This is a genomic window from Massilia oculi, from assembly GCF_003143515.1.
In the GTDB taxonomy this organism is placed as follows: domain Bacteria; phylum Pseudomonadota; class Gammaproteobacteria; order Burkholderiales; family Burkholderiaceae_D; genus Telluria; species Telluria oculi.
Genome location: NZ_CP029343.1, coordinates 3,375,090 through 3,394,471, shown reverse-complemented (window position 1 = coordinate 3,394,471; position 19,382 = coordinate 3,375,090). Strand labels below are relative to the sequence as shown.

Genomic DNA, 19,382 nt, shown 5'->3' with positions numbered 1-19,382 from the left:
GCCATTGGCGCCGGCTGGGTGCGCCAGCGCACGACCGCGTGCACGCGCCCCATGTATCGTGGCAGGCATGAGCGGAAAGACCTGTATCGGCATCTCGGGGTGGCGCTATGCGCCGTGGCGCGGCGCGTTCTATCCGCCCGGCCTGGCCCAGCGCCGCGAGCTCGAATACGCGTCCGGCCAGCTGTCCAGCATCGAGATCAACGGCTCGTTCTACGCGCTGCAGCGGCCGGAAAGCTATGCCGCCTGGTACGAGGCCACGCCGCCCGGCTTCGTGTTCGCGGTCAAGGGCAACCGCTTCATCACCCACATGCTGCGCCTGCGCGACGTCGAGAAGCCGCTGGCCAATGTGCTGGCCTCGGGCGTGCTGGCGCTGCGCGAGAAGCTGGGCCCCATGCTGTGGCAGTTCCCGCCCAATTTTTCCTTCGATCCGGAACGCTTCGAAACCTTTCTCTCGCTGCTGCCGCATGATACCCAAGCCGCCGCCGAACAGGCGAAGGGTCACGAACAACGCATGAAAGGCAGGGTGACGCTCGATCCCGGGACCAAGAAGCGGCCGCTGCGGCATGCGGTCGAGATCCGCCACGAAAGCTTCATTGACCCCGCCTTCATCGCCCTGCTGCGCAAGTACAAGGTGGCGCTGGTGGTGGCCGACACGGCCGGAAAATGGCCGCAGATCGAGGACGTGACGGCCGACTTCATGTACCTGCGCCTGCATGGCGACAAGGAACTGTATGCGAGCGGCTATGACGACGAGGCCATCGAAAACTGGGCAAGGAAGATTCGCGCCTGGCGCGATGGGGGACAGCCCGAAGATGCGTGCCTGGTAGCGAGCAAGGCGCCGCGCAGGCGCGCCAGGCGCGACGTCTACTGCTACTTCGACAACGACGTCAAGGTGCATGCGCCGTTCGACGCGCAGCGCCTGATCGCGGCGCTGCAGGATTGAACCGCGTCGCGCCGGTCCTCAGCGCTGGTGCAGCTTGATCACGCGGTGCTTGCCCGGCGGGTCGGGCTGCTTGGGCGCGCAGCCGCTGCCGCAACTGCCGCCGCCGCAACCGCCGCCGCCCGACTTGTCCAGCCAGCGCGCCAGGACGGACTTGCGGCCGCCCCTGGTCAGGTGCATGACCAGGCGCGCACGCAGGCCGGGCGACATGTATTTGGCGCCCAGGTACAGCGCCGAGGCAAGCACGATGACGGCAACAAGCAGTTCCTGCATGATTCAGGCTCCAGTGATGGCGAGGGTGACGCGGTAGACGATGAAGGCCGCCACGTAGGCCAGGCCGAACATATAGCCAGCCATGATCCAGGCGTACTTGCGGCTGCCGGTTTCGCGGGCCACGGTGGCCAGGGTCGGCAGGCAGTGCGGCGCATAGACGTACCAGGCCAGCAGCGCGAGACCCGTGGCCAGCGACCACGACTGCGCGATCAGCGGCGCCAGGGTGTCGCCGACTTCGTCGCCGCCCGACAGCGCGTACACGGTGCCCAGCGCGCCGACCGCCACTTCGCGCGCGGCCATGCCCGGCACCAGCGCGATCGCGATCTGCCAGTTGAAGCCGATCGGCGCCAGGATCACTTCCAGCGCGCGGCCGATCATGCCGGCCACGCTGTAGTAGATCGGCGGCTCGGTCGCGCCTTCCGGCGCGCCCGGGAAGCTCGACAGCAGCCAGAGCAGGACCATCATGGTCAGGATCAGGGTGCCGACCCGCATCAGGAAGATCTTGGTGCGTTCCCACAGGCCCGAGGCCAGGGCGCTCAGCTGTGGCCAGTGGTAGGCCGGCAGTTCGAGCATCAGCGCGTGCTGCTTGTAGGTGCTGCGGCGCTTCATGAACCAGGCCACCGCCATCGCCGACAGGATGCCGGCCATGTACAGGATGAACAGCACCAGCCCTTGCAGGTTGAGGATGCCGGCCACGGTCTGGTCGGGGATGAAGGCCGCGATCAGGAGCGCATACACCGGCAGGCGCGCCGAGCACGTCATCAGGGGCGCGATCATGATCGTCACCAGGCGGTCGCGCGGATTCTGGATCGTGCGCGCGGCCATCACGCCGGGGATCGCGCAGGCGAACGAGGACAGCAGCGGCAGGAAGGCGCGGCCCGACAGGCCGACGCTGCCCATGATGCGGTCCAGCAGGAAGGCCGCGCGCGGCAGGTAGCCCACGTCTTCGAGCAGCAGGATGAAGAAGAACAGGATCAGGATCTGCGGCAGGAATACCAGCACGCTGCCGACGCCGGCGATGATGCCGTCCACGATCAGGCTGTGCAGGATGCCTTCGCCGAGCAGGCCGCCGACGGCTTCGCCCAGCGCGCCGACGCCGGCTTCGATCAGGTCCATCGGCGTGCCGGCCCAGCTGAACACGGCCTGGAAGATCAGGAACATCAGCGCGGCCAGGATGACCGGGCCCGCGACCGGATGCATCACGACGTTGTCGATCTTCTCGGTCAGGTTGCCGGTGTCCTTCGCGGTGGAGACGGCGGCGGCCAGGATGCGGCGCACCTCACGCTGGGTCTCCTCGACCGGCACGGCGTCGATCGCCGACAGCGGATTGGCCTTGACCGGGGCATCGAAGGCCATGCGATCCAGCTCGGCCAGCAAGGCCTGCTCGCCGCCCGACTGGATGGCCACGGTTTCCACCACCGGCATGCCCAGTTCCTGCGACAGCCTGGCGGTATCGATCTCGATGCCGCGCTTCTTCGCGACGTCGACCATGTTCAGGGCCAGCACCATCGGCAGGCCGAGGCGCTTGAGCTCCAACACCAGGCGCAGGTTCAGGCGCAGATTGGTCGCGTTGACCACGCACAGCACGACGTCCGGCGCCTGCTCGCCGGCGCGCAGGCCGGCCACCACGTCACGCGTGATGCCTTCGTCCGGCGTCTGTGCGTTCAGGCTGTAGGCGCCCGGCAGGTCGAGCACGCGGAACGCGCGGCCGGCCGGCGACTTGAAGCTGCCCTCCTTGCGCTCGATGGTGACGCCGGCATAGTTCGCGACCTTCTGGCGCGAGCCGGTGAGACGGTTGAAGAGCGCGGTCTTGCCGCAGTTGGGGTTGCCGAGCAGTGCGACCAGTGGAGTACGAGCAGCCACCTGTTGTTCCATGACTCCCATGCGCTCAATCCGCCTTGATCGAGACGAGGGCCGCTTCGAAGCGGCGCAGCGCGAAGGTCGACTCGCCGACCTTGACCGCCAGCGGACCGCCCAGCACGCGCTTGAGCACGCGGATGCGCTCGCCCGGCACGAAGCCCAGCTCCATCAGGCGGCGCTGGACATCGACACCGCCCTGCGCATGCGGCGCCAGCTGGACTACGGTGGCACTCTGGCCCGCTTTCAGCGAGTCGAGTGTGGACAGGGTGGGGGCTAGGGTCATGGCAGCTTCCAGGTGGTTGTTGCGCTTATGAGACAGCGACAAGAATGATGCCGTCATCATAAACCTAAATGCGAACTATTACTATTTGCAGCTTGTCATTGCCAGGCCGGAAAGCGCAAAAATAGTGCAAACAGTTCGCAGAATTCGCTTGCTTTCGTGGCCGAGTTTACAGAAAATACCAACGCAAATGAGAATGATTCGCATTTTTCTAGTGTAATTAGCAAGGGTAGCTCCGATGATCGTCTGCGTCTGCAACAACATCTCCGACCGTGAAATCCGCCAGGCCGTCGACCTGGGCATCTCGTCGATCGCCGAATTGCGCAAGGAACTCGGCGTCGGCACCATGTGCGGCACCTGCGTCAGCTACGCACGCGAAGTCCTGCATACCCATCTCGACAGCAAGACCACCATCACCGAAGTGCGCCGCCTTCCGCAAACGGCCTGACTCGCCAGCATACGGCCTGCCCCGCCAGGCCGCGGCGCGTTGTTCTTCCTCGGGTCTTGAAAAGCGGTCAAACCGCCGCTGGCTGTACTGGCCGGTCGAAACTCTCCGGTAAGCCCATGACCATCCTGCCCGACCTCGGCCTGGCCGGCGAATAGGGCCTGTCCCTGCTGCGCAGCCTGCGCGGAGCCGGTAACGCGACGCCGATGATCATCCTCACCGCCCGCGCCGGGATATCCGGGCGCAGCGACGGCAAGACCGTGATTCAAGGTTTTCAATGCGGTAAATAAAGCCATGGATGATGCCGGGAGCGGTAAAACGAGAAGCGTTCTGATTTCCTTTTCGCGGTAGCGAGAAGCGTTATCAACGTGGAGTGAGAACGGTTTTTATTACGCCCCAATTTGTGGCTTTTTCTTCGATTTAGCGCGCTTTTTTAGGCAATTTTGTCCCTTTTGAGGGCATATTGCGCTGGCTTGTTTGCTATCATTGAGGCCATTCAAAATTATCAGGGGCACTCCAATGAAAGGCGATCAAAACGTTCTCCGTCTGCTGAACGCACAGCTGACCAACGAACTCACCGCAATCAACCAGTATTTCCTGCATGCGCGCATGTACCGCCATTGGGGCCTGGAAAAACTGGGTAAAAAGGAATACGAAGAATCGATCGGCGAAATGAAGCATGCCGACAAGCTGATCGACCGCATCCTGATGCTGGACGGCCTGCCGAACCTGCAGGCGCTGCACAAACTGATGATCGGCGAATCGACGCAGGAAATGCTGGAATGCGATCTGAAGCTGGAACGCGGCGCGCAAGTGACCGTCAAGGAAGGCATCGCCGCCTGCGAAGCGGCCGCCGACTACGTGTCGCGCGACCTGTTCCTGATGATCCTGGAAGACACCGAAGAGCACATCGAGTGGCTGGAAACCCAGCTCGACCTGATCGTCAAGGTCGGCATCCAGAATTACCTGCAGAGCCAGATCGCTTCGTGATCGCGGCATGATCGCGTCGTGATCAACCTGGGCCGGCTTGCGCCGGCCCTGTTGCATTGTGTCCCGCCCTGGCCCTCAGCGCCAGCGCGTCATCCACTTGTCGTAGAACCCCATATCCCTCGGCACCGCGCCGGGAATCGCGCAGATCGCGCCGGCGAATTCGTTCGCGCGCGCCAGACTCGTCTCGAGCGGCCAGCCGCGCATCCGTCCCAGCAGGAAGATCGCCGCGAAGGCGTCGCCCGCCCCCACCGTATCGATCACGAACGGCGGGGCCGGATGGTCGCGCTGGGTCAGGACCCGGCCCTCGCTGTCGAAGTACGCCGAGCCGCGGTGGCCCAGGGTCACGATCAGGGCGTCGAGCGAGAACATCTTGAGCAATGCCTGGCACGAGGCGTGGACCGCGTCGGCCGCCAGCGGCGGATCGTCGGGCTTGATCTGGAAATACCAGCCGAACAGCGCCTGCAATTCTTCTTCGTTGACCTTGACGATGTTCGCCGCCTGCAGCGAGCGGGTGACGCCGCGCTCGTCGTACTGGCCGTCGCGCAGGTTCAGGTCGAGAAAGCGCGTCGCCGTGCCGGCGGCGCCATCCAGTACGGCGCTCAAAGCGCCGCGCGACGCCTCGTGGCGCTGGGCCAGCATCCCGAAATAGACGATGCCCGGCGTAACGCCTTCCACGCTCGCCACCGCCGCGGCGCGGTCGATGAAATCATAGGCCTGGTTCGGCAGGATCGTGAAGCGGTGGCCGCGCGGGCCGCGCTCGACCAGCACGCGGCCGGTTTCTTCCAGCGGGTCGCGCTGCAGCCCGGCCTCGCTCATGGCGAAGCGCTCGAACTCGGCGCGCACCAGCTGGCCGCTCCTGTCGTCGCCGATGCGGGTGATGGCCAGGACCGGCGCCATGAAGGCGGCCAGGTGGCGCGCCACGTTGAACGGCGCCCCGCCGACGACCTGCTCGGGCTGGAAATCGTCGACCAGCGCCTCGCCGAACACCACGGCGGTGGACATGCCCGGCACGCCGTTCATGCGAGGACGGGAACGGTGTCCTTGAACGACTGGCGTTCGGACAGCTTGTCGAACAGGCGAGCCAGGTTCGGATAGTCGCCGCGCCAGTCGATGTCGGGGAAGCGGAAGCCGATCCAGCCAAGGGCGCAGCCGACGGCGACGTCGGCCAGCGAATAGTGGTTGCCGGCGCAGAAGCTTGACTCGCCGAGGCGCTCGGACATCACGCGCAGGCCGGCATGCACCTTGCCCCACTGGCGGGCGATCCACTCGGGGCTTTGCTGCGCCTCGGGACGCAAGGTGGTTTCCAGGCGCACCAGCACGGCGGCGTCGAGCACGCCGTCGGCCAGGGCTTCCCATACCTTGACCTCGGCCCGGTCGCGGCCGTTAGGCGGCAGCAGCTTGCAGACCGGGGTGAGCGTGTCGAGGTATTCGGCGATCACGCGCGAGTCGTACAGGGTGCTGCCGTCTTCCATCACCAGGCATGGCACCTTGCCCAGCGGATTCGTTTGCTGGATGGTGGTGTCGGCGGCCCAGACATTCTCCTGGATAAAGGAATAATCGAGTTTTTTATCCGCCATCACGACACGGACCTTGCGGACGTAGGGGCTGGTGACAGAACCGATGAGTTTCATGGGAGGTCGCAGTTGGGAATTGAAACCCAGTATAGCATCGGGCCCTGCCGCGAAACCTGCGCTGTCGCCGCCCCAACACACTCGCGCACCGCGGCATGCGCAAGGGTTCGCCGCCCGTCCGGTGGTAAAATCCGCGTTTTTGACCGCCACTGCTGCCATGACCTCTACCGCCCTGTCCCCTACCTTGTCGGCCCTGTCCCCGCTCGACGGCCGTTACGCTTCGAAAACCGACAAGCTGCGCCCGATCCTGTCGGAAACGGGTTTCATGCACCACCGTGTGAAGGTCGAGATCGCGTGGCTGCAGGCGCTGTCGCAGGCCGGCTTTGCCGAGATCAAGCCGTTTTCCGCGCAAGCGATCGCTCACCTCGACCAGATGGCGGCGAACTTCAGCGAAAAGGATGCCGCCCGCATCAAGGAAATCGAGGCGGTCACCAACCATGACGTCAAGGCGGTCGAGTACTGGCTCAAGGAACAGGTCAAGGACGTGCCGGAGCTGGTCGCGGCCAGCGAATTCATCCACTTCGCCTGCACCTCGGAAGACATCAACAACACCTCGCACGGCATGATGCTGAAAAGCGCGCGCGACGGCGTGCTGCTGCCGGCCCTGCAGGCGATCATCGCGAAACTGACCGAGATCGCCCACGCCAACGCGGCGCTGCCGATGCTGTCGCGCACCCACGGCCAGACCGCCAGCCCGACGACGCTGGGCAAGGAATTCGCCAACGTGGTCGCGCGCTTGCAGCGCGCCGTCCGCCGCATCGCCGACGTCGAGATCCTGGGCAAGATGAATGGCGCGGTAGGCAACTACAACGCCCACCTGTCGGCCTATCCGGAATTCGACTGGCCGACCTTCTCGAAGAACGTGATCGAACAGCGCCTGGGCCTGACCTTCAATCCGTACACGATCCAGATCGAGCCGCACGACTACATGGCCGAGATGTTCGACGCCATCGCGCGCACCAACACCATCCTGCTCGACCTGAACCGCGACATCTGGACCTACGTCTCGCTGGGCTATTTCAAGCAGAAGCTGAAGGCTGGCGAGATCGGTTCGTCGACCATGCCGCACAAGGTCAACCCGATCGACTTCGAGAACTCGGAGGGCAACCTGGGCCTGGCCAATTCGGTGCTGCGCCACATGGCCGACAAGCTGCCGGTCTCGCGCATGCAGCGCGACCTGACCGATTCGACGGTGCTGCGCAATATCGGCGTCGGCTTCGGCTACGCCCTGCTGGCCTACGACAGCTGCCTGCGCGGCCTGAACAAGCTGGAGGTGAACGCCGCCCGCCTGGAGCAGGACCTGGACGCGAACTGGGAAGTGCTGGCCGAGCCGGTGCAGACCGTGATGCGCCGCTACGGCATCGCCAACCCGTACGAACAGCTGAAGGAACTCACCCGCGGCAAGGGCATCACCCGCGAAGCGCTGCGCGAGTTCATCGAAACGCTGGCCGTGCCGCAGGAAGCCAAGGACCTGATGCTGGCGATGACGCCGGCGAACTACACCGGGCTGGCGGCAAAGCTGGCGGCCGACATCTAGGCGTTACCCTCAGCACGTCGTTCCCGCGAAGGCGGGAACGACGTTCAGGGGCCGACAAAAGAACGGCCCCTGCGCTGCGCTCAATAATCCCACCTCACCCTGACGCCCACCCGGCGCTCGAATTCCGCCAAGTACGTGCTGGAGCCAAACTCCGCATGCCCGCCGTTCAGGTTTTCCCCGTACACCGACAGCGCCAGTCCCGGCCGCACCCGCCAGCCGAAGCGCGCGTCGAGCGCCGTGTATGACTGCACCCGTGACGCCGGCATGTCGCCCACCCGGCGCACCGTGACGTCGACCTCGCGCGCATCGTCGATGTTGTAGCTCGAGCGCAGCTGCAGGGTGTGCGAGGGATCGCGCCGTGCCGTCTCCAGGCGCGCCGCGTCGTTGCCGCCCGGTTTCAGGGCCAGGCGCTGGCGCAGCGCGGTCCAGCCGCCCGACAGGCGCCAGCGCGGCATCGGCTGCCAGCTGCCCCAGGCTTCGATGCCGCTGGCATGGCCTTCCATCAGGTTGGCGAACACCAGGTAGCTGCGCGTGGGATCGAGTTCCTGCGTGCGCAGGTGGTCGTAATCGGTATGGAACAGCGTGACCGAATACGACAGCGCCGCCGTCGGCTGGCCGCGCACGCCCAGTTCGATGACGCGCGCCACTTCGCTGCGCACCGTTGGCCCGCCGCGCAGGATGAATGGCGGCTGGCCAGGCACCCAGGCGTCGGCGTCGAGCCGTGCGGGGGCGCGCACGGTGCGCGCCGCCGACGCCCAGAAGGCGTGCTGCGGCGACATGCGCCATGACAGGCGCGCGCTCGGCAGCCATTCGACGCCGGTGTAATGATTGTATTCGGCGCGTCCGCCCAATGTCAGGCGCCAGGCGTCGTCCAGCGCGATCTCGTCTTGCACGAACAGGCTGCCCCACCGCTGGTTGGTATCGGCCGGCAGGAAGGCCACCCATTGGCTGTTGCCGACCCGGTCGCGCGTCTGGCGTTAGTTGGCGCCCCATACGACGCCATGGCGGCCGGCGGCCGGCAAGGTGTGCTGGAACTGCACGTCGGCGGTGGTCAGGCGTTCGGAAAACAGCGGCGGCGATTCGCGCACCGTGTGATCGAGATAGGCCTGCACGGCGATGTCGCCGCCGCCTTCCAGGGCGCGCCGCCAGCGCGCGGTCAGGTTGGCGCCGTCCGAGCGTACCCGGCCGAGCTCGGTGGGACCGCGGGGCACCGCGATTTCGCCGGGCTGAGGCTGGTCGAGCCGGCCCTGGTAGACATTGCCGACGACCGAATAACGATCGCTCCCCTGCTCCCAGTCGGCGCGCACCCCGGCCATCGCGCGCCGGTGACTGTCGTCGATGCGCCCGCCTTCGATGCGGTCGCTGTCGCTGCGACGGGTCGTCTTGCCGAAAACGCGCCAGGCGACGCCGCCGGCGCTCGTGCCGCCCTGGCGGAAGGCGGCGCCCCCGCTGCCGTCGCTGGCGCCCTGCAGCGCCAGCATGCCGCCCTGCGTGTCGCGCGCGGAACGGGTCGTGATGTTGATGACGCCGTTCACCGCGTTCAAGCCCCATACCACGCCGCCCGGCCCGCTGACCACTTCGATGCGCTCGATGTCTTCGAGCAGCACGTCCTGCGCATCCCAGAACACGCCGGCGAACAGCGGTGTGTAGACCGTGCGGCCGTCGATCAGCACCAGCAGCTTGTTGGACAAGACACTGCCGCCGCTGTTCTGGCCGCGCGCGCTGATGGAATAGGCGTAGCCGTTGATGCGCGCCACGTGCAGATTGGGCGCCAGCCGCAGCGCCTCGGGCAGCGAATCGGCGCCGGAACGGCGGATGTCGTCGCCCGTGATCACGAACACCGCGGCCGGCGCATCCTGCAGGCGCTCGGGGCGCTTCGAGACGGAAGTCACCTGGATATTGGCCAGCTCTTCGATCGACAGGTCGGCCAGGTCGTCCTGCCCGCCAGCGGCGGCAACGGCAGGCATGGACAACGACACAACCGTACCCGTGGCCAACAAAATATGCCGGTAGCAATATTTAATAAATGCGCTCATGACCGAATTTTACATTCTGCCGAGCCCGATGGTGCATCTTTCACAAGTCCGTGCTAGTGTTTGCGACAGAAATTCGAGCTCTGCAGCACGGTGACCGCTTTTTTGCTATAGTTGGTTAGTTCTAACTCGTACTAGTTACCTAGAGACAATATGCGCCGTTATACGATGCCCGCAATCGTGCTGCACTGGCTGATCGCCATCGCCATCATCGGCACGTTCACGCTTGGCCTGGTCATGACCGATATCCAGGGTATCAGCATGGCCAAGATCCGCTACACCAATTGGCACAAATGGGCCGGCGTGACCGTGCTCGGCCTGGCCGCGCTGCGCCTTCTGTGGCGCCTGTTCAACCACCCGCCGCGATACGTCGACGACATGCCGGCCTGGCAGCGCGGCGCCGCCCACGGCCTGCACGTCCTGCTGTACGTGCTGATGTTCGCGGTGCCGCTGTCGGGATATTTCTTCAGCCTGGCGGCCGGCTTCCCGGTCGTGTATTTCGGCGAAATCCCGCTGCCGGTGCTGATCGGTCCCGATCCCGAGCTGCGCGCCGTGCTGCGCGGTGTGCACTACTGGCTCAATATGCTGCTGGCCGGCCTGGTCGCCCTGCACGTGCTGGCCGCCTTCAAGCACCTGCTGGTCGACCGCGACGGCGTGATGCAGCGCATGCTCCCCATCCCTACCCCGAAGGAAAAACGATGAAACCATTCAAGGCCTTGCTGGTTGCGACCCTGGTCGGCGCCAGCGCCATCGCCATTGCCGTCCCGCTCAAGACCGATCCGGCCAAGAGCAGCGTCTCGGCCGTGTTCAAGCAGATGAACGTGCCGGTCGAGGCGCCGTTCCGCAGCTTCAGCGCCGCCATCGACTACGACGCGGCCAAGCCGGCCGCATCGAAAGCCAGCGTCGCGATCAATACCGCCAGCTTCGACATCGGCGACCCGATGTACAACAAGGAAGTCGCCAAGAAGGAATGGTTCAATTCCGCGCAATTCCCGAAGGCCAGCTTCGTGTCCACCAGCATTGCCCCGGCCGGCGCCGGCAAGCTGAACGTGTCGGGCAAGCTGACCCTGAAGGGAAAAACCGCCGACGTCACCTTCCCGCTCGCGGTCAGGGCCGAAGGCGGCAAACAGGTATTCGAGGGACAGCTGCCGATCAGGCGGCTGGCCTTCAACATCGGCGAAGGCGAGTGGAAGGACACGAGCATGGTCGCCGATGAAGTCGTCATCAAGTTCCGCGTCACCGCGGCGCCGTAAGTTTTACCACCACCACACTCACAAGGGACATCACCACATGAAGATCAAGCACCTGATCGCGGCCGCCGCCGCCCTCGCCGCCAGCACCGCCTTCGCCGCGCCGGTCACCTACGACATCGAGCCGAACCACACCTATCCGAGTTTCGAAGCCGACCACATGGGCCTGTCGGTATGGCGCGGCAAGTTCAACAAGTCGAGCGGCACCGTGACCCTGGACCGCGAAGCCAAGACCGGCTCGCTGGACATCACCGTCGACATCAACAGCATCGACTTCGGCCACGACAAGATGAACGAGCACGCCAAGAAGCCGGACATCTTCGACGCCGCCAAGTACCCGACCGCGACCTTCAAGTCGAAGTCGATCAAGTACACCGGCGACGTGCCGACCTCGGTCGACGGCGAGCTGACCCTGCACGGCGTGACCAAGCCGCTGACGCTGCAGATCAACAAGTTCAAGTGCATCATGCACCCGATGCTGAAGAAGGAAGCCTGCGGCGCCGACGTGGTGGGCACCTTCAAGCGCGACGACTTCGGCATCAGCTTCGGCCTGCCGAACTTCTCGCCGGAAGTGAAGCTGGCGATCCAGGTCGAAGCCGTCAAGCGCTGATCGATCGAGCCATATGAAAAGCCCCGCCGGCGCGAACCGGCGGGGCTTTTTCCGTTTCACCAGTAGCGTGGACGGCTTTGCCGTCCACGCGTGCGATCAACGGCCGTCGCGATCGAAATCACCCGGAATGGCGCGCTCGACGCGGTGCCAGCCGGCGCGGGTCGCCGACTTGGCCTGGTCCCACTTCAGGCGCGAGTTGCCCTTCGAGCGTTCCCATTCGCCGGCCAGGTGGCTTTCGTTGGCGTCATAGCCGCCATCGTATTTGCCGTAGCTGTTGTAGCCCAGCGCATAGGCCGGCGCGTAGTCGTCGTAGGTGTAGCCCGGCGTGTAATAAGGCTGGGTCTGGTACTGGGTGCGCCAGTACTCGTTTTCCTCGTGCGGATTGACCATGTGGCCGACGCCCTTGCCGGCCGCGCCGCCCGCCAGGCCGCCGATCGCCGCGCCCGCGGCCACGCCGAGTGGGCCGGCCGCGGCGCCGATGATCGCACCCGCGGTCGCGCCGCCGCCGGCGCCCACGCCCTGCGCCAGGTTGTGGTCGTGCAGCTCGTCGGTGGACTTCGGATTGACGACCTCGCCCACGCCACGGCCGGCCGCGCCGCCGGCCAGGCCGCCGACCACGGCGCCCGCCGCCATCCCGATCGGACCGCCCACGGCGCCGACCGCGGCACCGGCGGCCGCGCCGGAACCGGCGCCCACGCCCTTGGCCAGGTGGTGTTCGGCCAGGTCGTCGCCGGCCTTCGGATTGACCACTTCGCCCACGCCCTTGCCGGCGATGCCGCCCGCCACGCCGCCAACCACGGCGCCGGCCACGGTGCCGATCGGACCGGCAACGGTGCCGACCGTGGCGCCCAGCGCGGCGCCGCCAGCGATGCCCAGGCCGGCGCCGATCACGTGCGAGCCGCCCTGCTTGGTCCAGTTTTCCTGGATGTGGGCCGCGTCTTCATCGGAGCGCGCATGCACGCCCATCAGGATACCGCCGTTCTTGATGCCTTCTTCGTAGTGCGCAGCGCGCTCTTCGGGAATGCCGGCGCCGATCAGTGCGCCGATGAGACCACCGGTGATGCCGCCCGCGCCCGCGCCGGCCAGGGCCGCCGCCAGGGGACCTGCGACCACGACACCCAGGCCCGGCAGCACCAGCGTCGTGCCCACGGCGGCGATGCCGGCCAGCACGGCTCCGATGGTGCCACCGATACCCGCACCGATGCCGGCGCCTTCTGCCGCCTTGCTGCCCAGTTCCGTATCCTTGTCGGCGAAGTGGGTCTGGCGCGTGGAGTCGGACATCATCAGGTTGACGTCGTCGCGGCCATAGCCGCGGTCGGACACGGTTCCATAGGCGCGCTCGGCGCTGGCGCGGTCGGGGAACAGGCCGGTGACCATGCGCTGGTTCTGGGTCTGACGGTTGGTATCGTAGCTGCTCATGACGAATCCTTTCTGATAGTTGGGGTGGCCAGGCGCTGTCGCAGCGGCGCTGCCAGGGAGGTCCACCTTATGCCCCGATCGCATATGGCTCTGTTCGATGACGCACCCTGCGCGGAGACGAGCAGATTTGCGCCGGGGCGGCGAACCGGGGCATGAACAGCGATGCAAAAACGCTATCTAACGTGAGTTGCCGCACCGACCTGATGGGGCAGCATCTTTAGACTTTTTCCCATGGTCACGGCATTCGTTGGGCCTGGGGTATGTCTTTCAACTTGAGGAGGAAGCACCATGTTATTCATCATCTGGATCGTCGTCGGCGGCATCCTTGGCTGGCTCGCCAGCATGGTCATGAAGACCGACGCAGAGCAGGGCATCATTCTTAACGTCGTGGTGGGTATCGTCGGCGCCTTCCTGGGCGGCTGGCTGCTGTCGCCGCTGTTCGGCACCGGCACCATCAACTCGGACGACTTCAGCGTCGCTTCGCTCCTGGTCTCGTTCCTGGGCGCGGTAATCCTGCTGGCCATCGTCAACCTGCTGCGTCGCGGCCGCGTTCGTTAATGCGATCGAGTAGTCAATCGTAAAAACCAACGCCACGGCGTTGGTTTTTTTTCCTCTGTGGTTTTATTGATGAGCTCAAAAATGTTCTGGACAGTGTTGATCACGATCGCCGCGACGCTGGTACTCGGCGTCCTCGCGCTGAACTTCATGCCGAGCGAAAAACAGATCGAGCGGCAGCTGACGCGGCAGTACGATACCCGCGACCCGCAATTCCGCCGCTCGATGGGGGTCCTGCTGGGGCCGCCCATTCTCGAAGGTAACAAGGTCGATGTGCTGGTCAATGGCGACCAGATCTTCCCGGCCATGCTGGCCGCGATCCGCCAGGCGGAAAAGTCGATCACGCTGGAAACCTATATCTACTGGTCGGAATCGATCGGCAAGGAATTTTCCGAAGCGCTGTCCGAGCGCGCCCGCGCCGGCGTGAAGGTCCACGTCATGCTCGACTTCATGGGCAGCATGAAGATGGACAATGCGCTGGTGGACGAAATGAAGAAGGCCGGCGTGCGCGTGCAGCGTTATCACAAGCCGGTCTGGTGGAAGCTGGCGCGCATGAACAACCGCACCCACCGCAAGCTGCTGGTCATCGACGGCAAGATCGGTTTCACGGGCGGGGTCGGCATCGCCGACCAGTGGCGCGGCAATGCCGAGGACGAAGAACACTGGCGCGACAGCCACTTCCGCGTGGAAGGCCCGGTCGTCGGACAGATCCAGGCGGTGTTCAACGACAACTGGTTCAAGGCCACCGGCGTGGTGCTCGACGGCCCCGACTACTTCCCGGCGCTGGAGCCGAAGGGCACGATGCCCGCGCAAATGTTCTCGAGCTCACCGACCGGCGGCAGCGAGAGCATGCACCTGATGTACCTGATGTCGATCACCGCCGCACGCGAGACGATCGATCTGTCGGCAGCGTATTTCGTCCCGGACGACCTGACCGTCCGCACCCTGATCGCGGCCGCCAAGCGTGGCGTGCGCGTGCGCCTGATCACGCCGGGCCCGATCATCGATTCGGACCTGGTCAAGGCCGCCTCGCGCGACCGCTGGCCGGAACTGCTCGATGCCGGCGTGCAGATCTCGGAATACAAGCCGACCATGTACCACGTCAAGACGCTGATCGTCGACAAGCTGCTGGTGTCGGTCGGCTCGACCAACTTCGACAACCGCTCGTTCAGCATCAACGACGAGGCCAACCTGAACGTGATGGACGAAGACTTCGCCGCGCGGATGAGCGAGATCTACGAGGAAGACTGGGCCCGCGCCACGCCGATGACCGAGCATAAGTTTGCCAAGCGGTCGTGGTGGCAGCGCCTGACGACCTGGGCGGCATCGCTGGTGGACAAGCAACTGTAGCGAATGGAACAAAACACGGTCATTCGACGAACAAAGGGTTTTTGATTGCGCACTCGAAATAGCGGTTGACGATCCATCATGGGATTAACGATACTCATGGACGCTTTCCAATCCGAGTATCCCTTCCCAACCAGATCACGCGCATGAAAAAGACTCTTCTCTCGCTCGCCATCCTGAGCAGCTTCGCCGCCCACGCGGACGAAGGCATGTGGATGCCGCAACAGCTGCCACAAGTGGCCAAGCAACTGAAAGCCGCCGGCCTCAAGCTGGATCCGGCCAACCTGACCAAGCTGACGGAATTCCCGATGGGCGCCATCGTCAGCCTGGGCGGCTGCTCGGCTTCCTTCGTGTCGCCGCAAGGCCTGGTGGTCACCAACCACCACTGCGTCTACAACAGCATCGCCGTCAATTCGACGCCGGAGCGCGACCTGCTCAAGAACGGCTTCCTGGCCAAGACCATGGCCGAGGAACTGCCGGCTTCGCCAGGCAGCCGCATCTTCGTGACCGACGAGGTCACCAACGTCAGCAACCAGGTGATCACACCGGAAGTCGCCAAGCTGACCGGCAAGGCCCGCATCGACGCCATCGAAAAGAACCAGAAGACCCTGGTGGCGGCCTGCGAACAGGAAGCCGGCTACCGCTGCACCGTGGCCAGCTTCTACGGCGGCCTGGAGTTCTATCGCCTGAAGCAGCTCGAGATCCGCGACGTGCGCCTGGTGCACGCGCCGGCCGACGGCGTCGGCAAGTTCGGCGGCGACACCGACAACTGGATGTGGCCGCGCCACACCGGCGACTACGGCTTCTACCGCGCCTACGTGAGCAAGGAAGGCAAATCGGCCGAGTTCTCGAAGGACAACGTGCCGTACAAGCCGAAGCACGTCATCAAGCTGGCGCAGGGCCACGCCAAGGAAGGCGACTTCGTGATGGTGCTGGGCTACCCTGGCCGCACCAACCGCCACCGCCTGCCGTCCGAAGTGGCCTTCACCTTCGACTGGAACTACCCGGCCTTCGTGCAGGCCTCGGGCGAGACCCTGGCCATCATCGACCGTGAAACGAAGAACGACCCGGCCGCGCGCCTGAAATATGCCGGCCAGATCGCCGGCGTGAACAACTACTACAAGAACCGCAAGGGCATGCTGGTCTCCTACCAGAACAGCGACTTCTTGCAGCGCAAGACCGCCGAGCACAATGCGCTCAAGGCCTGGGTGAACGCCGATGCGTCGCGCAAGGCGCAGTACGGCGCCGACATCGAGGCGGCCGAGAAGCTGATCGCCGAGCGCGACGCCGGCACCAAGAAGGGCTTCTTCCTGACCTATTCGCAGCCGAAGTTCCTGACCTCGGCGCGCACGCTGTACCGCCTGGCCAACGAGCGCGCCAAGCCGGACACCGAGCGCAAGACCGGCTACCAGGACCGCGACCTGCCGCGCCTGACCTCGGTGATCGAAGGCCAGGACCGCACCTACGATGAAAAAGTCGACAAGGCGCTGGTGCTGAACTTCCTGAAGCAGTACAACGCGCAGCCGGCCGCCGAGCATGACGCGGCGTTCGACGCCGCCCTCGGCATCAAGCCGGGCATGAGCGAAGCCGAACTGAAATCGGCGCTGGACCGCATCTATGCCGGTTCCAAGCTGGCCAGCAAGGAAGAGCGCACCGCCTGGCTCAAGAAGTCGCCGGCCGACTTCAAGGCCTCGAACGACAGCTTCATCAAGGCCGCGGTCGCGATGTACGACGCCGACATCAAGGACGAGGAAAAAGGCGAGGAATCGGCCGGCAAGATCCAGCAAGCCTACGGCAACTACATGAAGGCCAAGATCGCCTACATGAACAGCAAGGGCCAGGCCGTCTACCCGGACGCCAACAGCACCTTGCGCGTCACCTTCGGCAAGATCGCCGGCCGCGACGTGGGCGCCGACGGCACCACCGGCTGGACCGCCTTCACCACCGTGTCGGGCGTGACCGCCAAGCACACCGGCGAAGGCGAATTCGATGCGCCGGACAACCAGCTGGCCGCGATCCAGGCGAAGAACTTCGGCAAGTACGCCGATCCGAAGCTCAAGACCCTGCCGGTCAACTTCCTGGCGACGCTGGACATCACCGGCGGCAACTCGGGTTCGGCCGCGCTGAACGCCAAAGGGGAGCTGATCGGCCTGGCCTTCGACGGCACCCTGGATTCGATCATCTCGGACTGGGACTTCAACAAGGCCATGACCCGCTCGATCCAGGTCGACACCCGCTACATGCTGTGGAATATGAAGGAAGTCGACAAGGCGGATAATCTGCTGAAAGAGATGAACGCGCTGTAATCGTTCTTTTCTCTTCCGAAGGCCGCGCCACCGCAAGGGGCGCGGCCTTTTTCATGGGGTTTTGTACCGGTCATTCCCCGGATTTGCCCGTCTGTCGCGATCGCCGCGACCGAGCGCTGTGCGCTCGCTAGACTGAATGCACGAAACGATGGGAGAGCGAGATGAAGAACACCCTGATCTGCTGCCTGGCCGCGCTGGGCATGCTGTGCGGGAGCGCCGCCGCACAGGACAATATCGACGCGAAGCGGCTGGCCGGCGCCCGCGCCGCGGTCGAAGACCTGCAGCGCATCGTGGCGCCGCGCGGCGTGCAGGATTCCTATAAAACCCGCATCGGCGGCATCGACCAATGGATCAATGTGCGCGGCCAGGACCGCGCCAACCCGATGATCCTGTTCGTGCACGGCGGCCCGGCCTCGCCCATCACGCCGACCATGTGGCAGTTCCAGCGCCCGATCGAGGAATTCTTCACGGTCGCCAACTACGACCAGCGCGGCGCCGGCAAGAGCTATGGCGAGACCGATCCCGCCATCGTGGGCGAGACGATCCGCATCGAGCGCTACGTCGACGACCTGATCGAGGTCGCCGAACACCTGCGCGGGCGCTACGGCCAGCAGAAGCTGGTGCTGATGGCGCACAGCTGGGGCACCGTGATCTCGATGGCGGCGTCGTTGAAACGTCCCGACCTGTTCCACGCCTACGTCGGCATCGGCCAGGTGATCAGCGTGCGCGAAAATGAACGCATCAGCTTCGAATATGCGCTGGAACAGGCGCGCATCCACGACGACAGGGAAGCATTGAAGGAGCTGCAGGCCATCGCGCCCTATCCCGGCAACCAGCCGATCACGCGCGAGCGCATCGTGGCCGCGCGCAAGTGGCCGCAGCACTACGGCGGGCTGTCGGCCTGGCGCAGCGAATCGACGTATTTCTTCAAGGGCCCGCTGCTCTCGCCCGACTACACGATGGACCAGGTCAAGGCCATCGACGCCGGCAGCCTGCTCACGCTGGGCCGCCTGTTGCCGGAATTCGTCGAGGTCGACTACTCGAAGGTGAAGGAATTCCCGGTGCCCGTCGTGATGTTCCTGGGCCGCCACGACTATACGACGCCGACCGCACCGCTTGAAGCCTGGCTGGCGCAGGTGAAGGCGCCGTCGAAGCGGGCGGTCTGGTTCGAGCGTTCGGCGCACATGGCGCCATGGGAAGAGCCGGGCAAGACCCTGGTCAGCCTGCTGGAGTATGTGCGGCCGCTGGCGCAGTAGAACGCATCATCGCCGTCAGCTCGCTTGCTACCTGCTGGCCCAGCTGGTAGATGTGGAAGCCGTCGACGAAGCCGTGGTGGGCCTGCACCGAGAATGGCAGCACGAGCTTGCCGGCTGGGCCGTCGCGGAAGCGCCCCCAGGCCAGCGAGGGAATATCGGAACGGCCGATGCGCGTGGTCGGATGCTGGATCGCCGTGAACTCGAGCCAGGGAATGCAGGTGACGAACACCTGGTCCTTGGCGTCGCGCGGCGACAGGGTGGTGTAATGCTGGTTCAACCCGGTCATGTTCGCCGCTTCGACGCCGGCCGCGCGGCCGCGCGCGACGAATTCGCGCAGGTCGTCGGACCAGTCGAAGGTCGCGAAATTGAGGTCGTCGTTGAGGTTCCTGACGGTGAACGACGGAATCAGCCGCTCGATGCGGATCACTTCGTCGTCGTGGATGCGGTAGCGGAAGTTCTCGATCTTCAGGACCGAGCGCAGCACCGCGCACAGCAGCACGTGGAAGGGCGCCAGGCCCTGCTCCTTGCACCAGGGCCGGAAGTCCGGCAATTCGAGCGGGAAGCACAGGTTGACCGACGGGCTGTCCATGCCGTCGAACAGCGCGAAACGGTCGCGCCGCTGTTCGAATTTGTCCACGCAGTTCTCTTTC

20 protein-coding genes are annotated in these 19,382 nt (G+C 65.0%); 11 read left to right on the top strand and 9 right to left on the bottom strand.

Going from position 1 to position 19,382, the window contains the following annotated elements; genetic code table 11:
* The first annotated feature begins 67 nt into the window (after positions 1–67).
* Positions 68–943, top strand: coding sequence for a DUF72 domain-containing protein (locus tag DIR46_RS15500; protein ID WP_109346020.1), 876 nt, complete (start codon positions 68–70; stop codon positions 941–943).
* A gap of 18 nt (positions 944–961) precedes the next feature.
* Here the strand turns inward: DIR46_RS15500 and DIR46_RS15495 are convergent, their stop codons facing one another.
* Genes DIR46_RS15495 through DIR46_RS15485 form a run of 3 tightly spaced genes read right to left on the bottom strand, consistent with a single transcriptional unit; the run spans position 962 to position 3,356 of the window.
* Complete coding sequence (locus DIR46_RS15495) at positions 962–1,213, bottom strand: DUF6587 family protein (protein WP_109346019.1); 252 nt, start codon at positions 1,211–1,213, stop codon at positions 962–964.
* Positions 1,214–1,216: 3 nt separating this feature from the next.
* Positions 1,217–3,097 (bottom strand): ferrous iron transporter B, encoded by a 1,881-nt coding sequence (feoB, locus tag DIR46_RS15490; protein WP_109346018.1) that lies wholly within the window; start codon positions 3,095–3,097, stop codon positions 1,217–1,219.
* Between the two features lie 4 nt (positions 3,098–3,101).
* Positions 3,102–3,356 (bottom strand): FeoA family protein, encoded by a 255-nt coding sequence (locus DIR46_RS15485; protein WP_109348042.1) that lies wholly within the window; start codon positions 3,354–3,356, stop codon positions 3,102–3,104.
* A 235-nt stretch (positions 3,357–3,591) separates the two neighbouring features.
* On the opposite strand from DIR46_RS15485, the gene DIR46_RS15480 reads away from it, so the two are divergent.
* Positions 3,592–3,801, top strand: a complete 210-nt coding sequence (locus DIR46_RS15480) for a (2Fe-2S)-binding protein (RefSeq protein ID WP_109346017.1) — start codon at positions 3,592–3,594, stop codon at positions 3,799–3,801.
* 516 nt (positions 3,802–4,317) lie between these two features.
* A complete protein-coding gene (bfr, locus tag DIR46_RS15475) occupies positions 4,318–4,788 on the top strand; it encodes a bacterioferritin (RefSeq protein ID WP_109346016.1) in 471 nt (156 codons plus the stop codon).
* A gap of 75 nt (positions 4,789–4,863) precedes the next feature.
* On the opposite strand, the gene DIR46_RS15470 is transcribed toward bfr, so the two are convergent.
* Together DIR46_RS15470 and DIR46_RS15465 are read right to left on the bottom strand one after the other, a co-directional pair.
* A complete protein-coding gene (locus tag DIR46_RS15470; protein WP_229446270.1) occupies positions 4,864–5,790 on the bottom strand; it encodes a PfkB family carbohydrate kinase in 927 nt (308 codons plus the stop codon).
* Positions 5,791–5,804: 14 nt separating this feature from the next.
* Entirely contained in the window at positions 5,805–6,419 is a 615-nt protein-coding gene (locus DIR46_RS15465; protein WP_109346014.1) for a glutathione S-transferase C-terminal domain-containing protein, read from the bottom strand.
* 157 nt (positions 6,420–6,576) lie between these two features.
* Between DIR46_RS15465 and purB the strand changes: the two genes are divergently transcribed.
* Entirely contained in the window at positions 6,577–7,956 is a 1,380-nt protein-coding gene (gene purB / locus DIR46_RS15460) for an adenylosuccinate lyase (protein WP_109346013.1), read from the top strand.
* An 80-nt stretch (positions 7,957–8,036) separates the two neighbouring features.
* Here the strand turns inward: purB and DIR46_RS27290 are convergent, their stop codons facing one another.
* A complete protein-coding gene (locus DIR46_RS27290; protein WP_229446269.1) occupies positions 8,037–8,897 on the bottom strand; it encodes a TonB-dependent receptor plug domain-containing protein in 861 nt (286 codons plus the stop codon).
* Between the two features lie 36 nt (positions 8,898–8,933).
* Positions 8,934–9,923 carry a TonB-dependent receptor plug domain-containing protein gene (locus DIR46_RS27285; protein ID WP_229446268.1) on the bottom strand — a complete coding sequence of 330 codons (990 nt, stop codon included), beginning with the start codon at positions 9,921–9,923 and terminating at the stop codon, positions 8,934–8,936.
* Positions 9,924–10,142: 219 nt separating this feature from the next.
* On the opposite strand from DIR46_RS27285, the gene DIR46_RS15450 reads away from it, so the two are divergent.
* Genes DIR46_RS15450 through DIR46_RS15440 form a run of 3 tightly spaced genes read left to right on the top strand, consistent with a single transcriptional unit; the run spans position 10,143 to position 11,849 of the window.
* Positions 10,143–10,691, top strand: coding sequence for a cytochrome b (locus DIR46_RS15450; RefSeq protein ID WP_109346012.1), 549 nt, complete (start codon positions 10,143–10,145; stop codon positions 10,689–10,691).
* Positions 10,688–11,242, top strand: a complete 555-nt coding sequence (locus DIR46_RS15445; protein WP_109346011.1) for a YceI family protein — start codon at positions 10,688–10,690, stop codon at positions 11,240–11,242. The genes DIR46_RS15450 and DIR46_RS15445 overlap by 4 nt, the downstream gene beginning before the upstream one ends.
* Positions 11,243–11,279: 37 nt before the next feature.
* Complete coding sequence (locus tag DIR46_RS15440; protein WP_109346010.1) at positions 11,280–11,849, top strand: YceI family protein; 570 nt, start codon at positions 11,280–11,282, stop codon at positions 11,847–11,849.
* Between the two features lie 96 nt (positions 11,850–11,945).
* Here DIR46_RS15440 and DIR46_RS15435 read toward each other — a convergent pair whose 3' ends face one another.
* Positions 11,946–13,268, bottom strand: coding sequence for a hypothetical protein (locus DIR46_RS15435; protein ID WP_109346009.1), 1,323 nt, complete (start codon positions 13,266–13,268; stop codon positions 11,946–11,948).
* Positions 13,269–13,556: 288 nt separating this feature from the next.
* Between DIR46_RS15435 and DIR46_RS15430 the strand changes: the two genes are divergently transcribed.
* From DIR46_RS15430 to DIR46_RS15415, 4 genes are all read left to right on the top strand, one after another.
* Positions 13,557–13,826, top strand: a complete 270-nt coding sequence (locus tag DIR46_RS15430) for a GlsB/YeaQ/YmgE family stress response membrane protein (RefSeq protein ID WP_005664749.1) — start codon at positions 13,557–13,559, stop codon at positions 13,824–13,826.
* Between the two features lie 81 nt (positions 13,827–13,907).
* Entirely contained in the window at positions 13,908–15,173 is a 1,266-nt protein-coding gene (gene cls / locus DIR46_RS15425; protein ID WP_109346008.1) for a cardiolipin synthase, read from the top strand.
* A gap of 143 nt (positions 15,174–15,316) precedes the next feature.
* Complete coding sequence (locus DIR46_RS15420) at positions 15,317–17,476, top strand: S46 family peptidase (RefSeq protein ID WP_109346007.1); 2,160 nt, start codon at positions 15,317–15,319, stop codon at positions 17,474–17,476.
* 161 nt (positions 17,477–17,637) lie between these two features.
* Positions 17,638–18,732 carry an alpha/beta fold hydrolase gene (locus DIR46_RS15415; protein WP_109346006.1) on the top strand — a complete coding sequence of 365 codons (1,095 nt, stop codon included), beginning with the start codon at positions 17,638–17,640 and terminating at the stop codon, positions 18,730–18,732.
* Here DIR46_RS15415 and DIR46_RS15410 read toward each other — a convergent pair.
* The gene (locus DIR46_RS15410) at positions 18,695–19,369 is read right to left on the bottom strand and encodes a CatA-like O-acetyltransferase (RefSeq protein WP_109346005.1); all 675 of its coding nucleotides are present in this window, start codon (positions 19,367–19,369) and stop codon (positions 18,695–18,697) included. The two genes, DIR46_RS15415 and DIR46_RS15410, sit on opposite strands and share 38 nt — an antisense overlap.
* Between the last annotated feature and the right edge of the window lie 13 nt (positions 19,370–19,382).

Bases quoted from the DNA above. Each gene is read 5' to 3' on its own strand.
- DIR46_RS15500 (WP_109346020.1), top strand. From the start codon at position 68: ATGAGCGGAAAGACCTGTATCGGCATCTCGGGGTGGCGCTATGCGCCG.
- DIR46_RS15495 (WP_109346019.1), bottom strand. From the start codon at position 1,213: ATGCAGGAACTGCTTGTTGCCGTCATCGTGCTTGCCTCGGCGCTGTAC.
- feoB (WP_109346018.1), bottom strand. From the start codon at position 3,097: ATGGGAGTCATGGAACAACAGGTGGCTGCTCGTACTCCACTGGTCGCA.
- DIR46_RS15485 (WP_109348042.1), bottom strand. From the start codon at position 3,356: ATGACCCTAGCCCCCACCCTGTCCACACTCGACTCGCTGAAAGCGGGC.
- DIR46_RS15480 (WP_109346017.1), top strand. From the start codon at position 3,592: ATGATCGTCTGCGTCTGCAACAACATCTCCGACCGTGAAATCCGCCAG.
- bfr (WP_109346016.1), top strand. From the start codon at position 4,318: ATGAAAGGCGATCAAAACGTTCTCCGTCTGCTGAACGCACAGCTGACC.
- DIR46_RS15470 (WP_229446270.1), bottom strand. From the start codon at position 5,790: ATGTCCACCGCCGTGGTGTTCGGCGAGGCGCTGGTCGACGATTTCCAG.
- DIR46_RS15465 (WP_109346014.1), bottom strand. From the start codon at position 6,419: ATGAAACTCATCGGTTCTGTCACCAGCCCCTACGTCCGCAAGGTCCGT.
- purB (WP_109346013.1), top strand. From the start codon at position 6,577: ATGACCTCTACCGCCCTGTCCCCTACCTTGTCGGCCCTGTCCCCGCTC.
- DIR46_RS27285 (WP_229446268.1), bottom strand. From the start codon at position 9,923: ATGCCTGCCGTTGCCGCCGCTGGCGGGCAGGACGACCTGGCCGACCTG.
- DIR46_RS15450 (WP_109346012.1), top strand. From the start codon at position 10,143: ATGCGCCGTTATACGATGCCCGCAATCGTGCTGCACTGGCTGATCGCC.
- DIR46_RS15445 (WP_109346011.1), top strand. From the start codon at position 10,688: ATGAAACCATTCAAGGCCTTGCTGGTTGCGACCCTGGTCGGCGCCAGC.
- DIR46_RS15440 (WP_109346010.1), top strand. From the start codon at position 11,280: ATGAAGATCAAGCACCTGATCGCGGCCGCCGCCGCCCTCGCCGCCAGC.
- DIR46_RS15435 (WP_109346009.1), bottom strand. From the start codon at position 13,268: ATGAGCAGCTACGATACCAACCGTCAGACCCAGAACCAGCGCATGGTC.
- DIR46_RS15430 (WP_005664749.1), top strand. From the start codon at position 13,557: ATGTTATTCATCATCTGGATCGTCGTCGGCGGCATCCTTGGCTGGCTC.
- cls (WP_109346008.1), top strand. From the start codon at position 13,908: ATGTTCTGGACAGTGTTGATCACGATCGCCGCGACGCTGGTACTCGGC.
- DIR46_RS15420 (WP_109346007.1), top strand. From the start codon at position 15,317: ATGAAAAAGACTCTTCTCTCGCTCGCCATCCTGAGCAGCTTCGCCGCC.
- DIR46_RS15415 (WP_109346006.1), top strand. From the start codon at position 17,638: ATGAAGAACACCCTGATCTGCTGCCTGGCCGCGCTGGGCATGCTGTGC.